This window comes from Paenibacillus hodogayensis (assembly GCF_039536325.1).
Taxonomy (GTDB): domain Bacteria; phylum Bacillota; class Bacilli; order Paenibacillales; family NBRC-103111; genus Paenibacillus_AB; species Paenibacillus_AB hodogayensis.
On sequence record NZ_BAAAYO010000001.1, the window covers coordinates 290,243 to 312,334 of the forward strand.

The 22,092-nt window shown below is 58.5% G+C and carries 17 protein-coding genes; 1 reads left to right on the forward strand and 16 read right to left on the reverse strand.

The window, feature by feature from the left end; all coding sequences use genetic code 11:
- Nucleotide 1: 1 nt before the first annotated feature.
- The 14 genes from ABD796_RS01120 to ABD796_RS01185 all read right to left on the reverse strand — a co-directional run bounded on the left by ABD796_RS01120 (nt 2) and on the right by ABD796_RS01185 (nt 19,916).
- Nucleotides 2-616 carry a YIP1 family protein gene (locus ABD796_RS01120; protein ID WP_344901551.1) on the reverse strand — a complete coding sequence of 205 codons (615 nt, stop codon included), beginning with the start codon at nt 614-616 and terminating at the stop codon, nt 2-4.
- The gene (locus tag ABD796_RS01125; RefSeq protein ID WP_344901554.1) at nt 613-2,094 is read right to left on the reverse strand and encodes a hypothetical protein; all 1,482 of its coding nucleotides are present in this window, start codon (nt 2,092-2,094) and stop codon (nt 613-615) included. Before ABD796_RS01125 ends, ABD796_RS01120 begins: the two co-directional genes overlap by 4 nt.
- An 11-nt stretch (nt 2,095-2,105) precedes the next feature.
- Nucleotides 2,106-2,981 (reverse strand): carbohydrate ABC transporter permease, encoded by an 876-nt coding sequence (locus tag ABD796_RS01130; protein ID WP_344901558.1) that lies wholly within the window; start codon nt 2,979-2,981, stop codon nt 2,106-2,108.
- A 4-nt stretch (nt 2,982-2,985) separates the two neighbouring features.
- Entirely contained in the window at nt 2,986-3,936 is a 951-nt protein-coding gene (locus ABD796_RS01135; protein WP_344901561.1) for a carbohydrate ABC transporter permease, read from the reverse strand.
- Complete coding sequence (locus tag ABD796_RS01140; protein ID WP_344904124.1) at nt 3,933-6,902, reverse strand: extracellular solute-binding protein; 2,970 nt, start codon at nt 6,900-6,902, stop codon at nt 3,933-3,935. The genes ABD796_RS01135 and ABD796_RS01140 overlap by 4 nt, the downstream gene beginning before the upstream one ends.
- Nucleotides 6,903-7,086: 184 nt before the next feature.
- Nucleotides 7,087-7,986, reverse strand: a complete 900-nt coding sequence (locus tag ABD796_RS01145) for a dihydrodipicolinate synthase family protein (protein ID WP_344901564.1) — start codon at nt 7,984-7,986, stop codon at nt 7,087-7,089.
- On the reverse strand, nt 7,983-9,083 hold the full coding sequence (locus ABD796_RS01150) for a bifunctional heptose 7-phosphate kinase/heptose 1-phosphate adenyltransferase (protein ID WP_344901567.1): 1,101 nt from the start codon (nt 9,081-9,083) through the stop codon (nt 7,983-7,985). The genes ABD796_RS01145 and ABD796_RS01150 overlap by 4 nt, the downstream gene beginning before the upstream one ends.
- 133 nt (nt 9,084-9,216) lie before the next feature.
- Nucleotides 9,217-12,432 (reverse strand): alpha-mannosidase, encoded by a 3,216-nt coding sequence (locus tag ABD796_RS01155; RefSeq protein ID WP_344901570.1) that lies wholly within the window; start codon nt 12,430-12,432, stop codon nt 9,217-9,219.
- A gap of 347 nt (nt 12,433-12,779) precedes the next feature.
- Nucleotides 12,780-13,616 carry a carbohydrate ABC transporter permease gene (locus ABD796_RS01160; RefSeq protein WP_344901573.1) on the reverse strand — a complete coding sequence of 279 codons (837 nt, stop codon included), beginning with the start codon at nt 13,614-13,616 and terminating at the stop codon, nt 12,780-12,782.
- A gap of 14 nt (nt 13,617-13,630) precedes the next feature.
- Nucleotides 13,631-14,581 (reverse strand): carbohydrate ABC transporter permease, encoded by a 951-nt coding sequence (locus ABD796_RS01165; RefSeq protein WP_344901576.1) that lies wholly within the window; start codon nt 14,579-14,581, stop codon nt 13,631-13,633.
- A gap of 116 nt (nt 14,582-14,697) precedes the next feature.
- The gene (locus tag ABD796_RS01170; RefSeq protein ID WP_344904127.1) at nt 14,698-16,176 is read right to left on the reverse strand and encodes an extracellular solute-binding protein; all 1,479 of its coding nucleotides are present in this window, start codon (nt 16,174-16,176) and stop codon (nt 14,698-14,700) included.
- Nucleotides 16,177-16,211: 35 nt separating this feature from the next.
- Complete coding sequence (locus ABD796_RS01175; protein ID WP_344901579.1) at nt 16,212-16,841, reverse strand: hypothetical protein; 630 nt, start codon at nt 16,839-16,841, stop codon at nt 16,212-16,214.
- 286 nt (nt 16,842-17,127) lie between these two features.
- Nucleotides 17,128-19,353, reverse strand: a complete 2,226-nt coding sequence (locus tag ABD796_RS01180; RefSeq protein WP_344901582.1) for a helix-turn-helix domain-containing protein — start codon at nt 19,351-19,353, stop codon at nt 17,128-17,130.
- Between the two features lie 176 nt (nt 19,354-19,529).
- Nucleotides 19,530-19,916, reverse strand: a complete 387-nt coding sequence (locus tag ABD796_RS01185) for a winged helix-turn-helix transcriptional regulator (protein WP_344901585.1) — start codon at nt 19,914-19,916, stop codon at nt 19,530-19,532.
- A gap of 142 nt (nt 19,917-20,058) precedes the next feature.
- Here ABD796_RS01185 and ABD796_RS01190 point away from each other — a divergent pair, with 142 nt between their 5' ends.
- Complete coding sequence (locus ABD796_RS01190; protein WP_344901588.1) at nt 20,059-20,970, forward strand: SDR family oxidoreductase; 912 nt, start codon at nt 20,059-20,061, stop codon at nt 20,968-20,970.
- Nucleotides 20,971-21,040: 70 nt separating this feature from the next.
- Here the strand turns inward: ABD796_RS01190 and ABD796_RS01195 are convergent, their stop codons facing one another.
- Together ABD796_RS01195 and tatC are read right to left on the reverse strand one after the other, a co-directional pair.
- Nucleotides 21,041-21,241: a twin-arginine translocase TatA/TatE family subunit gene (locus ABD796_RS01195; RefSeq protein ID WP_344901590.1), complete on the reverse strand. Its 201-nt coding sequence runs from the start codon at nt 21,239-21,241 to the stop codon at nt 21,041-21,043.
- 85 nt (nt 21,242-21,326) lie between these two features.
- Nucleotides 21,327-22,055 carry a twin-arginine translocase subunit TatC gene (gene tatC / locus ABD796_RS01200; RefSeq protein WP_344901593.1) on the reverse strand — a complete coding sequence of 243 codons (729 nt, stop codon included), beginning with the start codon at nt 22,053-22,055 and terminating at the stop codon, nt 21,327-21,329.
- Nucleotides 22,056-22,092: the final 37 nt, after the last annotated feature.

Sequence of the window (22,092 nt, forward strand, 5' to 3'; positions counted from 1 at the left end):
TCTACAAGCGGAAGCGGATTTCCGTAACAAGGCCGATCACGAAATGGAAAGCTTGGTTGACGAGTCCGTAAAACAGAATAAGAACGAACCAGATGATCAGCATGCCGATGATCGTCAGCAGCAAAATGAACAGTAATTTGTACAAATTGAAATCGTGCAAAATTTTCACCTTCATGATGAGCAGAAACCCCACCCACAGAAAGACGAAGGAGGTAAGGAACGCGTAAACGGACCATTCCTTCATGGAGAGCACGTTCGACAGCAGCGAAATCGGCAAGGTCAACAGCACATAAGGGGTGAGCGCAAACGCGCTGCCGACCAAAATTTCCTTGAACTTTCCTTCGCCCTCCTGAATCGTGCTGATCCCCCAGTTGGCGACCGACCAGGTTATCCATAAAATGAGGATCGTGACCGCTTCCGTCACGAACGAAATCTCGAACGCCTCCCGGCGCTGGAACAGGAAGCCGGACAACGACAGCGACAAGATCCGCACCGCCATCGCCAGCACGATCAGGATGGCCGCATCGCGGTACCGGGCTTTGCCGGGCTCCTGCAGATCGTTAAAAAAATCGATCGGATGCGCCAATACCTGGCCCGCCAATTTCCATGTGATCATGCGGCACCTCCCCCTTCCGCCGCCAGCGATCTTCGCAGCGCTTCCTTCCGTTTGCGGCGCCTCCATCCGAGCAGAACCCTCAGCAGGACGAACGCCGCGATCAGGATGCCCGCCGATTCGGCGAAATGCTCGCGCAGAAACAGCTTCCGCTGCTCCAGAAATGCGTTCGAATATTCGGTATACGCCCGCGCTTGCTTGAAATACACAAGCGCCTCCTTGTATTTCTCCTGCTTATAGAGCGCTTTGCCGATAGCCACGTACGCCAGGTTGTAATTGCTGTTGAGCTTCGCCACTTCCGCCCAGGGCTGCTGGGCTTCCTCGTACCGGCCGTCGGAATACAGCACGGACGCCTTGTGCACCAGTTCCCCGAAGGCGGTAATCTTGAACCGGTCGATCCGATTCCTCGATTCGTCGGCGATGTAGATCGTGCCGTCCGACGTTTGCGCGATGCTCGACGGAGTAATAAACAGCCCGTTCTGTACGCCGATGCCGCCGAACTGAAACAGCAGGTTGCCGAGGCTGTCGTATTGAAACGCCCTTCCCGAAATCAGGTCGAGCGCCGTAATAAACCCTTGGCCGCTTACCGACACGTCAACGAACGAATTCACCTTGCGCTTCTCGTTCACTACCCTCATCCGGTAATCGCCGTACCGGCCGAGCGCCGATTGCTGCCCGTTCAGCGTATCGACCCCGACCGCGCTCAACCGCTTGATCTGCAGCGACTCGATGCCGAGCGTCGTCGTATAGATGAAGCCTTCCTGATCCTGGAACAGGTTGGAAAACTCCGGCGGCTTCTGGCCGGCGATCTGCGCCTTCTGCTCCTTGGTGGCAATCAGGTTGGTCAGGATGCGGGTGACGCTGAACGGCACATGATTGGCGCCGAAAAACCCGGCAAATTGCCCGTCCGGATCGAGCTGCAGCAGCCCTTGGTACAAACCGTCGCAGACGATAAACAAGTAGCCGCGCTTGTCGACGATGACCTTCGAGGGCAAATACAGAAAATCTTTGCCGAGCAGCGGGCTTTCCGGATTGCGGAATTCTTTGCGATACGTTCCGTCTTTCTCGAACACCGCGATGCGGCTGTTTTTCGTATCGGCGACATACACGGTTCCGTCCGCGTCGGCGAAGACGCCCTTGGGTCCGTTCAACTTGCCGCTGCCTTCGGCGGCCCCGTACGTGCCCAGCAGCCGCTTATCCGCATCGAGGCGCACGATCCGGTTGTTGCCCGTATCGGCGATATATAGCGTATCGTCGCCCGCCACGAACATATCCTGCGGCTTGTTCAGCGGCCCTCCCGCATTGTCGAACCCGTCGATCGAATCCGCGTACGCATAGCCGTTCAGCGAGGAGACCGCTTCGAATTTATGATTGTACGCATACCCGCTGTATGGCGTGCCGGCCAGAGCGGAGGGCGCTCCCGCCGGCAGCGTCGCCAGCACGACGGCGAGCGCCAGCGCGAGGCGTTTGTAAGCTCTCAAGTGGACTCCCCCTAAGCCTTGATTCCCGAATGGGCCATCGTTTCGAGCACCCGGCGCTGCGTGATGATAAACATGATCAACGTAGGCACGATCATCAGAAAGCTGGCGGCCGCAAGCGCGCCGGTACGGGCGACGACGCCGTAGCCCCCGCTGATCGTATTGATGGCGAACGGCAATGTCTTCATCTGATCGGTCGTCGTGTACACGGTAGACGCCCAAGGATCGTTCCAGGCGGCGATAAAGTTCAGCAGCATCAGCGTGGCGATCGCCGGCTGCAGCATGGGCAGGACGATTGTCGTATAGGTGCGCCATTCGCTTGCGCCGTCCATCCGGGCCGCCTCCAGCAGCGCGTCGGGGATCTGGTCGAGAAACTGCTTCATCAGGAACAGCCCCATCGGCGAAGCGAGCATCGGCAGGACGAGGGCAAAGTACGAATCCATGAGCCCCAGCTTCGACATGACGATATATTGCGGGATTTGCGTTACTTGCGGCGCAAACATGAGCGCGAGCACGATCAGGCTGAACAATCCTTTGCGGAACGGAAGCTCCTTGTGCTTGCTGAGCGGATAAGCCGCCATCGTGCTGATGACGATCCCGACCGTGACGACCAGGAACGAAACGACGACGCTGTTGAAAATATACCGGGAAAACGGCACGACCGAGCTCGTCGCCGCGAACAGCAGTTCCTTGAAATTTTGCAGCGTCGGGTTGATAACGAAAAATCTCGGCGGGAACAGAAACAGCTCCGATACCGGCTTGAAGGCGGTCGCCGCCAAATAGATTAGCGGGGCGAGCATGAGCAGACCGAAGACGGTCAGCAGGAAATACAGGACCATCCCGCTCCAATCGAACCGGCCCCCGTTGATGAGCGAAGATCGACTAACCACTGCCTCAATCCCTTTCCCCGAGTATATTGAAGATGAGCCGGTTCAGCCCGACCATGAGCAGGAACAGCACGACGGCGATCGCAGCCGCATATCCCATTTCGAAGCGGACGAAGGCGTAATCGTACAGATGGGTCATAATCGTATGGCCCGCGTACAGCGTGCTCGGAAAACCGGCCAGCGTCATGCTGATGTCGTACACCTGCAGCGACGATACGATCGTCAGCACCGCGCCGAACAGCAGCTGCGGTTTGACCGAGGGCAGCGTGATGTACCACAGCTCCTGCCAGCGGTAGCGGACGCCGTCGATGACGCCTGCCTCGTACAATTCCGGCGAAACGTTGGTCAGGCCCGCCAAGAAAGCGAGAAAGCCGGTTCCCATGCTGGTCCACAGGGCGACGAGAATAATGACCGGCATAATCGTGCTGACGTCTTGCAGCCACAGCCACGGCTCGTCAAGCGCGCCGATTTTCATCAGCCAATGGTTGACGAGGCCATACCGGTCGCCGGAGAACAAATACAGCCAGACGACGGACATCGCGACCGAGCTTGTAATGGCCGGGGTGTAGAAGCAAAGCGTAAAGAAAAAACGGTATTTTTGCGGAATGTTGCTGATCAGCCAAGCCAGGATGAACGACATGCAGTAGCCGAGCGGACCGGTAAATACGGCGAACGTCAGCGTATTGCCGATCGCTTTCAGGAAAATATCGTCGTCCAGAAACAGCTGCTTGTAATTTTCCAGCCCGACCCACCGGGGGGGCTCAAGGATGTTGTAATACGTAAGGCTCATGCCCGCCGCCGTAAAGACCGGAATGACCGTAAAGATCAGGAACAGCAGGAAGAACGGCGCGAGAAACAGAATGGAGGTGCGGTGCTTCAGCAGACGGGCCCACAAGCCCGGCTGCTTATCCGCCTTGATTGCTTTCGCCGGACGCGGGTTTAAAGTCGCATCGTTCATCGTCTGTCGCCTCCCCCATTCGCCGCCGACGCTTCCAGCGGTTCGTCCAGCTGGAATTCCTTGCGTTTTTTGCGGATTTCTTTGTTGATTTCCTTCACGCCGTCCTCCAGCGCTTCGCGGGTGTTTTTCCCGTTCAGCACGATTTCGTTCCAGATGTTGTTGATGTACCGGGTCGTGTAATAGTCCCCGGGAACGATCTCCCGTTCCTTGAACCAATCCCACTGCCGCAAAATGGCGCTAATATCGGCTTGCGGCCAAGGCAGGTTGCGCAGCGCCTCGACATTGGCCGTGTTCCACCGCGCCTCGGTGCCCATAATGGCCTCCAGCTCGCTGCCGAACCGCTCCTGCACGGCGGCGCTGGTCCACCATTTCAGAAACTCCCAGGACTCCTGCTCCTTCTTCGTCGTGCTGAACATGACCCCGGTCTGCGAGGCGCCGCCCATGGAACGGTCGATTACGCCGTCAGCGCGGCGAATGCCCGGAATCGGCCTCATTTCCCACCAGCCGGTCAGCTCGGGCGCCGCTGTCGAAAGCTGCATGTACGTCTGGTAATCGGCCACGCCGATCGGCATTTCTCCCGTGCGGAACCGGTTGTAGAAGCTGGCTTCCTTGCTGATCTTGTAATTCGTATAAAACCCGCTCCACATCTTCATCGCCGCCAGCGCCTGCGGCGTGTCGAGCGCGGAAGCTTTGCCGCCTGTGCCGTAGAAGTCGCCCCCGAGCTGGAACAGGAACGGAGCGAACTGGGCCGCCGCGCCCGTTGTATCGTGCGGGTAGTAGAAATCCATGCCGTTCTGCTGGAGCTTGGGGATGATGTCCATGACTTCCTGCCACGTTTCCGGAATCTTCGTGATGCCGAGCTCCTCCATAATGTCTTTGCGATAAAACATCATGTAAAAGTTTTGATTTTCCGGCAGCGCATAGTTGCCGTTCTGGAACCGGTACGGCACGAGAGCGCCCGGCCGGTACCGCGCGGCGACGTCCTTGTAATCGGCGAACTTGCCCAGATCGACCAGCCCGTCGCGCAGAGCGAAATCGATCGGAATGCCGGCGTCCACGCCGAGCGCGACGTCGGGCGCTTTGCCCGATGTCATGGCCAGCATGAACAGGTTCATCGAGCCGGTCGGAATGATGTTGACTTCCACGTTAATGCCGGTTTTGGCCGTAAAATCGTCGTCGGCCATCTGCTTGATCAGCTGCACCCAATCGCGTCCGCGCGCGACCCATACTTTGAGCGTATTGCCGTTGTCGTCGCGCGTCGATCCGATTTTCCGGTAATCTTTCGTAAAGGAGGTGAAGAAGTCGTACACGCCGAGGGCGAACTGCTTGATTGCGCCTGCGCCGGCTTCCGGCCACTGGCGGTCCGGCGATTTCAGCACCACATAATCGAGCTGCAGCTTCTGCTTGTTCATCGAGGTGATCCAGGAGCTGAGCGACGTCTGGGTCGTGGAGAAGCTGTCGATCCGCTTCGGGATCGTATCCGGCTTCGCAGCCAGATCGATCATCAGGTCGCGCGCCATCAGGATGGAGGCAAGCTCCGTGCTGCCCTTCTCGACGCCGAGCCCGTACATGGTCTGGATCGCCCGGTCGAGGTCCCGCGCCATCAGATGCAGCCGGGGCACCAGGTTCGGGACGCTTTTCTCCAACTCCCATTCGCGGTTCGGATCGGGATTGGTGCCGGTGATCAGGATGACTTCCCGGTTCAAATAGGACATTTTGGTCGACACGTCCTGCATGATCTCGAACACCGGTCCGAGCTGGCCGACTTGCACTTCCAGGCGCAGCCGGTGCTTGCCCTTCTCCAAGTAAAACAAGTAAGGGGTTTCCTTGTCCCCGAAGCCCTGCACCTGCCAGGAGCTTCCGTAAGGAAAGTCGACGCTGTTCATTTCCCGGAACGGAACCGCCCCGTCGATATACAGCGTCCGCTGGACCGGCACCTGATTCAGCCACTTTGCCGCAAAGCGGGAGCCGAGGTTGTACAGCGCCGACTCGGGCGCTTCGACCTCCCATTCCAGCCATTGGCTGCCGTCCCGCCAGGAACCGCCGCCGATCGTATTGAGCCGGATGACGCTTCGCTCGAACGGCTCGGTGGCCGGCTCGCGGTCGTCCACGCGGCGCAAGGTCGGATCGGATTTGAGGGCGGCCGCTTCTGCCTGCACCTTGATCAGCGTATCGGACGCCGTCTGGTAGCCCTTCTGCTTGTAGACTGCGGATACTTCCTCGTAAGTCGGCAGGACGACGGGCGAGAATACCCGCAACTCGCCGATCGCCGCCGGCTCGCGAATGTAGCCGATGCGCACCGTATGCGCGCCTTTCGTCAAATAGTAACGGAACGGCTCGGCTACACGCGCTTCCGGATCGCGGAAATCGCGGTACTGCCAGCCGGACACCTCCGCCTGCTTCGGATTGAATTCATTGCCCATCTTATCAAACCAAGGCTCGGCGGCTTCCTTCCACATTCTCGGGAAGACGATCCGTTTCGTCTGGGAGAACGGGAAGCTTCCGTCGATTTGCACGCTCCTCTGGACCGAGGAGCCTTTGCCTTCGAGTGCATAGTAGGTGATCCCCATCTGGTAAAATCCGGCCTCGGCGATCTGCACCTCGTACTCCACCCAGCCTCCTTCGTCCGCCAAGGCGAGCACGTCGCCGATCCGTCCTTCGGGATCGCTGCGCTTGGCCGCTCCGGCCGGGCTGATCGCCTTGTAATCCGCTCCGCGGATGACGGTGCGGATGCCCTTGGTATCCGCAGCCCCGTTCTTGCCCGCTTGACTGGCGTAAGCCGTGTAGGAGGGCTCCAGCTTGGAACCGGCTCCGGTCCCGCCCAAGATCGAGCTTTGATCCACATCGCTGTACTCGGGGATACCGGCCATCGCCGTATCGCTGAATCCCCTGGACTTGCTCCACCCGATGAACGCCGCCAGAAGCACGACGGCGACCAGGATGGAAACCGTATATTTGCGCAACACCTTAAGCAAAAAACATTCCCCCTAAGCAGACCGGTAAAATGGACCCGAGTCGTCGGCCACTGCAAAATCGCGAACGTCCATCGGCGAAAACGTCAAGCAGCACGTTTCCTTAATGATTAAAATTATAGTTCAACGGATGCGGAGATGCATGTTAAACCCTTGTAAATTTTTGCGCGCGCTTCGTTCAGCCGCGCTTCAGCATACGCTCGGCAGCTCTCCACCAGACTTCCACGCCTTTTGCCGCCGACTCGTTCATGCCTTTGCTTTTGCGCGTGACCGTCTCCATCCGAACGCCGCGGAGGTCGACCAAATGTTTCGCCGTTGCCGGGTAGCCCCTGCCGAATACGCCGTCCAAAAAGACGAGCAGCTCGTGCCACATTTCGGCGGCAAGCGCGTCCCCCTCTTGCTCCGCACGCCAGTATTCGAGCAGCGCATCGACCGCGGCCGAGCCCGTCGTCGCCATAATGCCTTGGGCTCCGTCGCGTACCGATTCCCGCAAATACGACATATTCGCCTGGAATACCAGGCTTTGGGGAGCGCTTACAATTTTGGCGTGAATGGTTTCCGGCGTACAGGTCGTATCTTTGATGCCGGCAATGCCGTGATTGGCAACCAGCCTTCCGTATACGGAAGGCTCGATATGCCTTGGCGCGGCTAGAGGGCATTCGTACAGAAACACCGGCAGCGGCGAAAGTCCGGCCAGTCGGGCGAAGTAGTCCTCCAGACGGCTCTGGTCTTCGCCCATGCTGCCCGGCGGAATCAGCACAATCCCGGATACGCCCGTCTCCGCCATCCGCCGCAGCTCCTCCTCGTGCTCCGCCGGATCTCCCTGCACGTTTCCGGTCGCGAGCACGGGCGTACCGCCCGCTCTCGCCGCGGCGCGCTTGGCCAGCTCGAGCCGCTCCTGCAGCGTGAGCAAATCCATTTCGCTGCTGCCGCATACCGCGAACAGGCCGTTCGGCCGTTTGGACAGCTGCCAATCGACATAACGGTCGTAGGCGTCCCAATCGATTTCTTTATTGTGCAAAAACGGGGTCAACAGCAGCGCATGCACGCCCCGAAATGTCGATTCTCTGCCCGTCACAATTTCATCTCCCGTTCCTGGTGGTTTGGTTGCAGCTTCGCGGTTTCGTCGAACCGCTGTAAAATTTCTTGCGGCGACGCCGACCCGACGCCCCCCAATTTGCGTACGGAAACCGCGGCGGCCAAATGGGCGAAAGCGGTCGCTTCCGGTCCTTGGCATCCGGCTCCGAGCGCGGAAAGCAGCGCTGCGGTGAACGTATCGCCCGCTCCGACGATATCGATGGGCGGTTTGACGGCCGCCGTCGGCACGTACGTCACCTGATCGTCCTCGATCCAGAGCGCCCCTTTGTCGCCCATCGTCACGCAGCAGGGCGCGTCGGCCACGCGGGCCAGCCGCTTGCCGGCTTTGATGATCTCGCTCTCCGACGACGGATGCACCTTCAAGCTTCCGTAACACCAGCGAAGCGCTTCGATTTCGTTCGGCTTGACGGTAACGCCCTTGTATTTGCCGATATTTTCCCGGCTGTCGATGATGATCCGCTTGCCCCGGGAAGCCCAATATTTGAGCCGTTCACGCAGCAGGCCGCCGATTACTCCGGATTTCAGCTGATCCGTCACGCCGATAACGTCCACTTTCTCCGCCATCCGGTCCAGCTCTACCACCAGCTTGCGCTGCATCGCCTCGAACGGCGCGTCGAGATTGATGAAGTCGATGCGCGGCGCCTCCTGCTCCGCCTCCTGCAAGCCGCGCAATATCGTTTTGCAGTAAGCCGGCGTAACCCGGCCTTTCTCGGCCAGCATATACGAATCGTTAATGCCGAGCTTGCGGAACGAATCCTTCAGCAGCGTTCCTCTCCAATCGTCCCCGGCGATGGAGCAGATGCTTACTTCCGAGCAGCCCAGCTCGCGAAAATTGTTCGCCACGTTTCCCGCAGCCCCCGGCCCGAACGTCTCCCGTATAACCGGCAAATTGTAATGCGGAGTCTCGCGGGACAGCTCGCTGATCGTCATGTCCACGTGCCAGTAAACGTCGAGGCACGCGTCCCCGATGACGCCCGCTTTCAGCGTGGATATGCGCTTCAAGATGTCAACGACTCTTTCCCGCGTCAATCCGCTATATGGTGGAACGGAAGATAAACCGAGAATTTCCTCTTCCATCACTTGAAGTCTCCCTTCCCACTCTTGCATGCGTACCTCTGTATATGAAAGTTCCGGTTAAACCCGGGACTCTCCGTCGCCGGAAGAGCCCCGCGGAGCCGGTTTGTTTGCCGCAGCCGAGCAATGCCTTCGTTTAAGTGAGCGTAATGCGGAACGTCTTCAATTCGAAAGGCTTGAAGAACGCCCGGAAGCCGTGGTCCTCATGCGGCATCGCGACCGGCTCGCGCTCGACCAGGTTCACTTCCTCCACCCCGGTCACGCCGTAGTGGAGCCGGAAGGCCGCTTCTCCGCGCTTACCGGCGTATTCGTAGCAGCGCACGATCCAGGCGTCCGAATCTTCCGCTTTCTTCACCGTATCGATCATGACGTGATCGCTGTCGATGCCGATCAGGCTGAGCCGGGCCGGAAGGTCCCCGCCGGCCGGAGCGGCAGCTCCCCCGACTCCTGCCTCCGGCAAGGACGCCGGCATGACCGGCGAATTGAGCCGGTGCGCCTGTTGGACCGTTCCGGCCGCGAACCAGTCACCGTCATGCGGCAGCAGCGCATAGGTGAACACATGCTCGCCCTTGTCGCACTCCGGGTCTGGCTTGTTCGACGATTTCAGCAGCGTCATACGCATGACGTTATCGCGGATGTCGTGCCCGTACTTGCAGTCGTTCATCAAGCTGACGCCGAAGCCCCGCTCGGACAAGTCGACCCACTTATGCGCACACGTCTCGAAGCGGGCGAAGTCCCAGCTCGTGTTCCAGTGAGTCGGCCGCTGCACGTGGCCGAACTGGATCTCGTACGTGGCGGCCGTTGCCCGCACGCCTACCGGGAACGCGACCTTGAGCAGCGTCTCCCGCTCCTGCCAGTCGACCCACGTGGAGAAATCGATGCGCGGGTCGTTCACGTACAGGATCATATCCTGACGGATCGTCGTCTTGCCGTACTGCCAAGCAAAATGGACGACGGCGCGCAGCGGGCCGTTCTCCACCACTTCGATCGAGCGTATATCGGTAACGTGCCGCACTTTATCATAATAGAAAATATCGATTTCCCAGTTATCGTGGTTGACCGGTTTGTCCTCGTGCACATCGAAGCGGTTGGCGGTTTCGCCTTCGGCGATGACCTCGCGCTTCGTGCGCTTGTCGTAAATCCGCGTCAGCTGACCGGCTTCGTTCCATTCGATCTCGTAGAACGGCGTGGAGGCGCTCCGCCCCCCGAAGGCGATGACGGCGCCGGCAGCGGCTGCCGGTTCGTGCGCTTCCTCCATGAAGACCGTCGTATAGCCCATCGGCGGAATATCCGCCACGTACAGCTGGAGCCGGTCGTCGCCGCCCTCCAGGCCGCTGATCCGCTCCGCCGTCAGTTCGTTCCCCGCCGCATCCGCGAACCGCTTGCCCGCGAACCGGTCTTCCCACGGCAGCTGAACGAGCTCGCTGCGCGCCCACGGCAGCGTGTTGAAGACGATCCAACCCGGACGTCCGTCCGTTTCGACGTACGAGACGAAGCGGGCGGCGCTGCCTGCAAGCGCCGTTTGCGCGAGCTGCTCCGCCTCCGCATATTCGACGCGGCAATCCTCATACACGGCCGTAATCGAGGAGCCGGGCAAAATGTCATGGAACTGGTTGCGAAGCACGATTTTCCAGCTGTCGTATAGCTTCTCCGCCGGATAGGAGGAGTAGCCTGCCAGCGGGCTGCCGAAGATCGAGACGATCTCCGCGTCCCGCAGCAAAAATTCCATCCGCCGGTTCATCCGCTTCACGTAGCCTTGCGACGTGTAGGTGCCCCGGTGAAGCTCCAGGTACAGCTCGCCGTCCCAACGGTGCACGTAGCGGTCCGTATTCGATACCGTCTGCTCCAGCTTGCGGAAAAACTCGTCGGCGCGGCCGGTCGTCGCCTTGGGCAGTCCCGGCATATGCTCGAGTCGTCTGCGCAGCTCCAGCATCGTCCGGGTCGGGCCGCCGCCGCCGTCGCCCCAGCCGTAGGAAAGCAGCAGCTCGGAATCGTTGATTTCTTTATCCCGGTAATTGTTCCAGATGCCCGCAAGCGTCGCCGGCACCACTTGGCCGTTGTACGTATAGAACCGGGTGAACGGACTGTCCGCCAGGTCCGGATCGGGCGTCGTGATGTAATGGGTCATAATCTCGGTGCCGTCGATGCCGCGCCAGTAAAACGTATCGTGCGGGAACCGGTTGTATACGTTCCAGCTGATTTTCGTCGTCATGAAATACCGCAAGCCGCTCTTCTGCAAAATTTGCGGCAGCGCCCAACTGTAGCCGAACACGTCAGGCAGCCACAAATATTCGCACGGGGCGCCGAACTTGCTCTCGAAATAGCGCATGCCGTACAGCAGCTGGCGGACGAGCGATTCGCCCGACGGAATGTTGCAATCGGATTCGAGCCACATCGCGCCGCCGGCCTCCCAGCGCCCTTCTTGGACGCGCTCCTTGATGCCGGCGAAGATGTCCGGGTAATCGTGCTCGATATATTCATACAATTGCGGCATCGTCTGCAGGAAGACGTAATCCGGGAACTGCTCCATCAGACGAAGGACGGTCGAGAACGAGCGGGCCGCCTTTTCCCGCGTATGCTTGAGCCTCCACAGCCAGGCCACGTCGATATGCGTATGGCCGATGCACCGCACCGTGAGCGGCTGGAACTTCGGCAATGCTTCCAGCTCCGCCTTCAGCTTCGCGTTCGCCTCGCGCACGCTCGCATAAAACGCTTCGTCTCCCGGCACCCGCCAGTCGAGCAGCATAATCGCCCGATCAAGCGCTTTCAGAAGAGCTTGCTTCTCCCAGGCGTTGTCGCCGAGCACCTTGATCGTGTGCCATACCGCGAATGCCGTATAGTACAAGTCGTCCGTTTCGATTTCCAGCAGAGCCAGCCCCGACATGGAGATTTGATGCTCCAGCTCGGTTGTCGCGCCGCTTTCCCCATTCAGTCCCGTCCATATTTTAAAGAGCAGCTCCACAGGCTGGCCGACGAACGATTCGGGAAAAAATACTTCCTTGTGATTGCTGCCGACGCCTTGATAAGGCGATCCGTTTACGTAAAGCAGCGATTCGAAGCCGGAATTGTGACCTGCTCCGGTTTTGCCGAAGTCGAACAAGCCGACGACTTTGCGGCCCGACCACTCCGGCGGAATAACCGCGTATGCGCTTAGCCAGGCGATCAGGTCGTAGCCCTTCCACCGGTCGCCGACGGAGATCGTCCCCCACTCGGCTCCTTCGGGAGGCATCGCTCCGATCTCGGCATCCCGGTCGATCCAGAACCGGTAGGAAGGCAGCTCGCGATAATCGATATAACGGTATTGTTCCAGTTGTACGATTCGTTTCCACAGCTTTTCGAATGTTAAGAGCATAAGACCCTCCTGCTTGTGCGCATTTGGCGGCATGGCGCGCTTGTCGCTTGCGGAAGCGAGAACAGTGCCGCTTCGGACTTCCATTCAATTAATTTAATCATAAAGATAACTAAGGTTTTTGTAAAGAATTATTTTGCCGGCCAGCCAAAAATCCTCAGGCGGACCGCCGTCTTTTCGTATTCCGCACGTTCTTAGCGCCGCCGTTTGACCATATCGGGACGTAAAAAGGCTGCCGACGCTTTGTCGACAGCCCGAGCGGAATCTTCTCCGCTTATTTTGCTTGGATTGCCCGGTCCGCTGGCCGGCTTTCGGAACAACCGCGCCGGAACCAGCCGACTACCGCCAAGCTACCCTTTCACCGCGCCGAGCGTGGCCCCTTCCATGATGCTCCGCTGAAACAAAATGTACAGCAAGATCGAAGGCACCATCGCGATCGTCACTCCGGCGAACATCGTCACCCAATCCGCCGAATATTGCATCATCTGGTTCGCCGCGTACATCGTTACGCCGATCGTATATTTCGACTGATCGCTCAAATAAATGAACGGCCCGAGGAAGTTGTTGTACAAGCCGAGAAACTTGAAGATCGCCACCGTGACGATGCCGGGTACGGAAAGCGGCAGCATGATGCGCGCGAACACTTGAAACAGCGACGCGCCGTCCATAAACGCGCTTTCCTCCAGTTCCTTCGGCAAAGACCTCATAAAGCCGCCCAGCAGCATCAGGAAAAACACGTTTTCGCCCAAGCTGTCCAGCAGGACGAGACCGGTCAGACTGTTCGTCAGATGCAGCTCGCGCATCAGCACATATTGGGGAATAAGCGCGTTGATGCCCGGCAAAAACAGCGAAAGCATAATCGTCCCCCACAGCAGCTTCCGGCCCTTGAATTCCATTCTCGTCAAGGCATAGGCGTTCAACGTTGTCAGAAACGTGCCGATAAGCAGGCTCGCGCCGACATAGTACAGTGTGTTCAGCATCGCGTCGCCGATACCGTATTTCAGCCAGGCGTTTTTGTAATTGACCCATTTCAGCGTGTCGGGAAACGACCAGACGTTCTGAAAAAACTCCTGGTTCGTTTTCAAAGACTCGTACAAAATCCAGACGATCGGAAACAGGATGGCGAGCGACCAGGCGATCAGCACGATCCACCACGCCAGATCGGCCGCCGTACGTTTTTCACTCAATGCGCGTCATCCTCTCAATATTCGACGGACCGGTCGGGTAAAAACTTGTCCATCAGTAATTTCGCGGTTACCAAAATAACGAACAGGAACATGCCGATCGCCGAAGCGTACCCGTAATTGTGATATTCCGCCCCGAACGCCAGATTGAATATGTACAGACCGATGACGTCGGTGCTACCCGCCGGACCGCCGTTGGTCAGAATCATCTGCTTCTCGAAGCCCTTCAGCGAGCCGAGAACGAGGAACAGCGCGCTGACGCGGATAAGCGGCATAATAAGCGGCATCGTAATCCGGAACAGCCGCGTCATATGCCCCGCTCCCTCCAGAACCGCCGATTCGTACAACGACTTCGGGATCGTCGTCATCGCGTTCATGAAGATGATGACATACAGCCCGACGCCCCCCCACACGTAAGGCGGGACGATTGCGGCCAGGGCGGTCTTTTTCTCGCCCAGCCAGTAGTACGTACCGATCGGAATGCCGACAAGCCGCAGCAAGCCGTTCAACAGGCCGAACGAGCCGTCATAAATGAACGCCCACAGCAAAGCGATGACCACGGTGGACAATACGTTCGGAAAGAAAAACAACACCTTGAAAAACGGCGTGCCCCGGTATCTTTTGTTGGCGAGCACATAACCGAGCAGCAGCGAAACAAAGATGACCGAGATGGGGACAATGGCCATGAAAAATAAATTGTGCAGCAAAGCCCGCCAAACGTATTTATCCTGAAACAAAGCGATGTAATTATCGAGACCGACGAATTTCGGCGCGGAAATACCGTCCCAGCTCAACAGGGAATAATAGACCGACAGCAGGTTCGGGTACAGCGTGAACAGCAAATATCCTCCGTACGAAGGCGCTATGGCGATCAGCAAAAACAATATTTTCTGCTTCGCTGCCCGCCCTTGCCGCGCCTTCGGCTTGACGGAGCGGACCGCCGCGTCCGCAGGCAAAGATGAATTCAAAAAGGCCGCTCCTTTCCGTTGCAAAATGAGGGGGGAAGATGCGACCCGAAAACCGGCTCATCCGCCCCCGCCCTCGACGCCGTCAGCCGACGCAAGCTCCAATTGCTTGATTTTCGTTATTTTTTCGCTTCGATCGCCTTTCCGACGAGCTTCTCCGCTTCCTGCAAAATCGGCAGCGGTTCTTTATTGCCGGATGTAATCTCGATCGTGCCCTCATTAATGACCTTCATGGCCTGCGTAAAGCTCGGGTCGGTCAGCGTCTGGTCGCGGTTGGCGCTCTCCATCCGCGTTTTGTTCGCGTTCATGAACTCGTACATCGCCTTCGGCGCTTTTTGGAGCTTGTCGGCGCGCGCCTTGTTATCGGAAAAATCTTTGCGCACCGGCAGTTGGCCGCCTTTCTCCGCGATGACCTCCTGAACGTCGAGATTCCACATCCAAACGTTGAATTCCTTAACCCACTTCTTGTTCAGATCCGACTTGCCGGCCCAAATGTAATGACCGTTCGCGGCCGTCGAACGAATCCAGCGCGTGCTGTCCGGCTTGTCGCTCATCGGCACGGACATATAGCCCCATTCGAAGTCCGGCGGTATAGCCGCCTTCATCTCGTTCTCCACGTACACGCCTGTGGACACCATCGCCGCCTGCCCTTGAATCATCTGCATTTGCGATTGAGTATGCGTCAAGGCCGCCACGCCGCTCGGGAAAAATCCTCTCTTGCCCAGATCGTAAATGCGGTTCCACAGCTCTACGCTCTCCGGAGCGAGGTGCATCGGCAGCCGGCTGTTGCGGAAATTGTCCATGAAGGAGGACAGGTTCCCGCGCATCTCGGCCAGCTCGAACATTTTGACCGGACCGAAGGCGTGCTCGATATAGTTCGGATAAATGCCGGGATACGTAATCGGAATGACGCCCTTCGCCTTGATATCCTCCAGCAGCTTGACGAACTCGTTCCACGTCTTCGGATTTTGGTTCCAGCCGTTTTTCTCGAACACCTTCTTGTTGAAAAACAGCCCGGAGCCGCTGCCGGAAACGGGAAGCGCATACAGCTTGCCCGCCACGCGGGCCGTCGACGCTTCGATCGTGCCGGCAAGCGCCATTTCCTTTAACGTTTTCCCGTTGTTGTCGTACAGCTTGCGGTCCCACAGATCATCCTGCGGCTCCAGCTTGCCGGCCGTTACAAGCGGAGCGATCCCGCCGGGAATCGAACCGTTGAACAAATCGAACATGTCGTCATTGTTGTTGGCCGATATTTTCGCGTTAATGATGTCGCCGATCTTCGGCGAATAGACGACCTCGAAGCTGACGTTCGGAAATTTTTTCTTGAACGTATCCATCGCGTAGTCGATATATTCCCGGCCCATGCCGCCCTCGAAGAAGCCGAATTTCAAGGTCACCTTCTGGTCGGTCGGAAGACCGTTTTCCGGATAGACGCTCGACTTAGCGGCAGTGCCCGCAGGCGCGCCCGTATCACTGCTAGTACCGCCTGAGGCGCCGCTTCCGCTTTCGCTGCTGCCCCCGCATGCGGCCGCCGACAAAGCCAGCGCCGAACAGGCCAGCAGGGCGACCAGCGGTTTTATTGCGTTCGTTGTACCCATTCTCACGGAAAGTCCCCCTTGTCTGTAGGTAAGCGTTAAAGAACCGCGTTGTAAAATTCCACGTCGTCGATATAAACTTCAACCGGAGCCACGCTGTCTACAAGCAGCAGAAGCCGCACCTTTTTCACTTGCACGCCGCGCACCGTTTGCGGAATTTCCCCGGACAGTTCCGCTGTCAGCCACACTCCTTCAGCGTCGGCGAGCCGGGTAACCGGTGAACGGACCGTGCTGTTGCCGATCCAATTGCCCTGGGCGTCCAGCAGGTCGAATCCCCATTGCATCGAAACCGCCGTATTGCCGCCTGTCGGAATATGGTAACGGAATTTCATATTGGCGAACCCGGGCTGCACGTCGACGACTTGCGTCGGTCCTCCCCAGCCTTTCCCGTACACCTGCATGCTTACGGTGCCGCTGTAGGCGGCTGCCGACGAGCGAGCGATAGCCCGGGTCGAGGTCGAACGGTCCAGCAGTTCCCACGGAGGAGCCGTGCCGCCGCCTTGCTCGAAAGACGGATTTTGCGTCAGCGTCGTTCCCTCCACCGTATGCAGCAGCAGTGCTGCGTAGCCGCGGGCTTCCGCCGACGGCGCGCTTTGCGACAGCGACTCTTCATGCCCGTATGCCTTCCGCGCCTTGCTTATATCGTTCAAGTCGACTGTCTGTCCCACCCACCCTCCCTCCGATGCGTTGTCGCCTTGCGGATTCACCATATCACCGCCCGTTTCGGCTGGTAAATATATCGTTTTTGACCGAAGCGACGAAAATTAAAAACGGCCCCGCACAAGGGGCCTTCGCTTATTGCTTGTTTGGCGTTCTTGCAGGGATAAGGGAAGCGGTCCCTTTCCGCCGGCATCCCGTCCCGATTCGGGAAATCGGCTCGTTCCCCGCCGCAATGCCGCATGCGACGTTTTTCGTCCGCGTCGACTTTTATTGAAAACGGTCGCTTTTTGTCCGTCAGTTCAAATTTTTGCGGAAAATGCCCGGCGTGCTGCCGGTGCTTTTCTTGAATGCCCGAATGAAGGTGATGCCGTGCATATAGCCCACCTGCTCGGCGATCGCCTGAATCGTCTTGTCCGGATGCTGCTTGAGGAGGACCGTCGCCTGCTCCATGCGGGTTTGCGTCAAATAGTCGATAAACTTAACCCCGAACTCCTCCTTGAACAGCCGGCTCAAGTAGCTGGCGCTTAGGCCGAATTCGCTTTCCAGATGGGCATGGGACAAGTCCGGGTTGGCGTAATGCTCGCTGATATATTGCTTCACTTTGCGGATGAGCTGATGATTGGGCTTGCTTTCCCTCAAGCGGCGCATCCGGTCCGACGCTTCACGAAGCACGCGGGCGCCCGACTCCCGGATCGTCTCCAACGACTCTTGCCTGCCGACGATATCGCTTAGTCCGGTATGCGCCCCGCCGTTCCAGACCGCCTGGAATTCTTCGGGCAGCTCGGACATTTCCTTATGGAGCTGGTACAGGAAGTAATGGAGCAGCCCGGTCAGGTCGTCCCGGGAAAACAATTGCTGGCGCAGTTCTCCGAACATCTCGTCCCAGTGCCGCTCCCACTCGCCGTCCCCGGTCCGGAACGATTGGCCGATCGCGCGCACCCGGACTACCTGGCGAAGCATCTCGAACGGGGGCTTGGCGGCAAAATCGGCGGAGCGGATCGCGCGATTCGCTCCAAGCGACGTTTTGAAGTCCAACGCCTCCCGCGCCCCTTCGTACGACTCCGGAATATCGGCAGCCGCACGTCCGCTCGGGCCGATGCCGATCGTAACGGTATAGGGGAGATGTTTCCGAACCCAGTCGATCAGCTTGTCCAGCATGACATAGGCATCGCTATCCGCACCTGTTTCCTCGTCCAGCAGCAGCAGCAGGCCGAACCGATCGCGGTCCACCCATTCCGGCCATATGCGAAGATTCTCCGCTTCCGCTATTTCCTGAACGGCTTTGTCGAGCGCGAGCTTGAGCAAATATTGATCCCGCTTGGTATACTTTCCGGCAAAATCGCCATAGCCATCGATCTCCGCCACGGCGACGAGCAGGCGGCAGCGCTCCAACGATCCGCTGAATCGCTCGATCTCCTCTTTCCAGCCGTCGGCCGACCCTGCAACGGCCCCTTCGAGCAGCTGCTTGAACATATAGCGCTTGCGGTATGCCAGGTTCTCCTTGTTCTGCTCCAGCAGCACGCTGGATTGATCGAACAGCTCTTCGATCGCCGTTTCGATATATTTGAGATCGTCTTCCTGCGGTTTCTGGCGGAAATGCTCGGCGATGCGCCGCGAGATCGACTGAATCGGCCGGTAATTGCGCCGGGTCACCACGATCAGCCAGACGAGGCCCGCCGCAATGACCAGAAAACCCAAGGCGATCCACACATAGAACAGGGAAGTGATCCATTGCACGAGACTGCCCTGGTACACGCCGCTGCGGACCGTCCAGCCCGTATACGCCAGACGGACATTGGACCATTCCTTGCCGCCCTCGGGCCCGGCCGGCAGCAAGGCCGGCTTGTCCGTTCCGTCCCGGGAGGCGATAAGCTTGCCGTTTGAATCGAGTAGTTCGATATAATTCAGCCCGGACTGCGTCATATCGCGGATCAGCCGGTTGAGCCGATCGATACTGACATTGACCACGACGAGACTGCGGTTGGACAGATTGGCGTATTTCGCCAGACTGATCACGCCTGTCGCGCGATCGTCGGGCCGTTCGCGAAACAGCCTTCCCTCTGTCCAGCGAAACGGCTTCAGCGAAGACAGCTGCTTGCCCACGAATTCCTTGTCGCCGAAATCGTCCAGAACGGCAAACATCGACGTGCCGAGCACTTTATTGTCGCTCGTGCGGTACAAATAAACCGAATCGATCAGCTCATGAGCGGCGAGCATTTCATTCAAAGCAGCGACCGTCCGGTAATCCCAATACGATCTGTCCGGCAGAGGATCGGGCTGGAAAAAACGTTTCACCATTTCATGATCCAATAGCTGCCGATTGATGGCGTCATCGATCGCTTTTAACGAATCGTCCACGCTCAGGGCGATATTACGGGACAAAATCTCGTTCGCCTTGTAAGCCGACTGTTTGGTCACCTCGGTCAACGTCAAATAAGCGATAAACAGCAGACTGATCCCAATCACGAAAAAGACCGGCAAATAGGAAAGCTGAATCCGGTTTAGCCGATTGATATGCATCGTTGCCTCCGTACGATCGTTGTAAATAATATTATGTAATCGTTTGCATCGTAGTGTGCGAAACCGCAAAAAGCATGCCGCCTCCCGACCGTCGTCATGCAGCGCAACCCCGCCCGCCTGTAGCTGCACACGGCGAAGAGCCGCGGGGGGCGAAGGCGGACGGGGGCGCAGAGGCGCTACCCGTTCGAGGTTTCCTCGATTGTCTTCGCTTCGCGATCGCGTCCCCTCTCGATCATGGCAAGCCCCCACTCCTCCAAATGCGATAACAGCGGAATCAGGCTTTGGCCCATATCCGATATCGTATACTCCACCTTGGGCGGAATCTCCGAATAGATTTTGCGCGTAATCAGTCCGTCCTGCTCCAGCTCCCGCAGCTGCCGCGTCAAGGTGCGCTGGGTCGCATCGGGAAAGATGCGGCGCAGCTCGTTGAAGCGCTTCGTCCCGTTCACGGCCAAATGATGCAGGATGACGATCTTCCACTTTCCTCCGATCAGCTGAACGGCCAGTTCGACCGGACACGTCCCAGCTTGCTTCTGGGCCGGCCGCTGCTCATGCTGTTCCACTTTGCGCGCTCCTTTCCCAGTATCCAAATGGATACTATATGCCATAAATGTGCGTACTTACGCAAAATAACGACGAGATTTATTATGTATACAGTATCACAAAGTTGAACCGCATAAAACCCATACGGAGAGGAAGTTGGACATGAGCGCAGAGCATACTACGCACGTTCTCGTTTTCGGCGCAGGCGGCCTTCAGGGCGGAGCCGTGGCCGCCAAATTGCTGGAGGCCGGTAATACGGTAAAGACGGTCGTTCGAAGCGAAGAGAAGGCCGAGCGATTGAGAAAGGCAGGGCTCGAGGCCATCGCCGCCGATCTCGCCGACCTGGATGGAATCCGCAAAGCCTACGAAGGCGTCGACCGCGTATTCGTCACGCTGCCCGTCGAATTCAATGCCGCCAAGCTCGCTGACTATACCCGCAATATTGTCGAAGCGGCGAAGGAAGCGAAGGTGAAGCTGCTGGTGGCGAATACCAGCGTGAGGGTTCCGGATGACGCCGGAGGCGTGACTGCCCTGCAGGTCAAGCGGGAGTTGATCGATACGATCCGGGCGAGCGGCATTCCTTCCATCATTCTCGAGCCTACGCTGTATTACGAAAATTTCCACCTGCCCGGCGTGCTGAGCGGCAACGTGTTGGCTTATCCGGTTCCGGCCGACTCGCCCATTGCCTGGATCGGCATCGACGAAGCGGCGGCCTATGCCGTCGAAGCGCTGGGGCGGCCGGAGCTGGCGGGACGTACGATCCCGATCGGAGGACCCGAGGCGTTGACGGGACAAGAGCTGGCCGAGCGCTTTACCGCCGCTTTGGGGAGGGATATTCAATTTTATTCGCTGCCCGTACCGGTCTTCGAGCAGGCGGTGGGCTCATTGCTCGGCGCCGAGAGCGGAGCGGGTCTGGCCGGGCTGTACGCCTGGATCGGCGATAACGCGTCCCGGCTTGCCGAGCCGGGGGCAGGCAGCGAGCTGTCTTCCGGCGGCCTGACGCTATCGTCCTGGATCAAGACGCAAGCCGATAACGGCGCATTCGCCCAAGCGAATGATTCGGCTTCGGAGTAAAGTCCTATAATGCACCCGAACCCCCGACGCGCAACAACGCGCAGCCGGGGGTTCGGGGTATTGGAGCCTCTTACGACAACCGCTTCACTTCTTGAGTCGTACCGCTGTCCGCCGGCTCGGCATCGTCGACGATGCCGCGGGTGGAATTGCGGAACTCGCGCAGCGTATCGCCGAAGGCGCGGCCAAGCTGCGGCAGCTTCGCCGGTCCGAATACGACGAGCGCGATGGCCAGAATAATGATCAGGCCGGAAACGCCGATATTGTTGAACATGGACTTCACTCTCCTTTCTGCAACGATTGCTTAGCGGTTTTAAGCCTGCAAGCGACGTGCCGCCTTCCCGGCAGCCCAAGCTGCGTTACTCCTGCGGAACGAGACGCTCCATCGTCCGCCATTGGCGGGAAGAAACAATAACGCTGATTTCAAACAGCACGATCAGCGGGATCGTCACCGACAGATGGGAGACGAAATCGGGAGGCGAGATGCAGGAGCCGACAATCGCCAGGCCGAGGTAAGCGAATTTGCGCGATTTTCTCAGCCGCTCCGGCGTCAGCAGACCGAGGCGGGTCAGAAACAGCATCACGACCGGCAGCTCGAAGGCGACCGCCATCGGGAACACGACGCTGAACAGAAACGAGAAGTACCGGTCGATTCCGTACGTCTCGACGGCGCCGATCGTCCGGTTCATTTTCTCCATAAACCGCACCATCATCGGGAAGACGACGAAATAGCTGAACGATGCCCCGGCCAGAAACAGTGCGAACGATACCGGCACGTAAACGAGCGTGCCCTTCGCCTCCGCCTCGGTCAAGCCCGGCCTTACGAACGCCCACACCTGATACAGCAGCACGGGCAATGTGAACAGAACGGCAACCAGCAAGGCGCATTTCATGTAAATGAACAGCCCGTCAGTGAACGAGAACACGTTCCATTCGATGCTTGCCGCCGCGGGCTGCGACTTCAATGCCAGCAGCAGACGGGGGGATACGTAGAGACCGGCGCACAGCGTGGCAAAAAACCAGCCGAACACGACCAGCAGCCGCTTGCGCACCTCGGTCAGATGATAGATCAGCTCTTCCTGCTCCATGCTTGCCTCCCACTCGCTTTCCTCGAAGGAGCTAGAC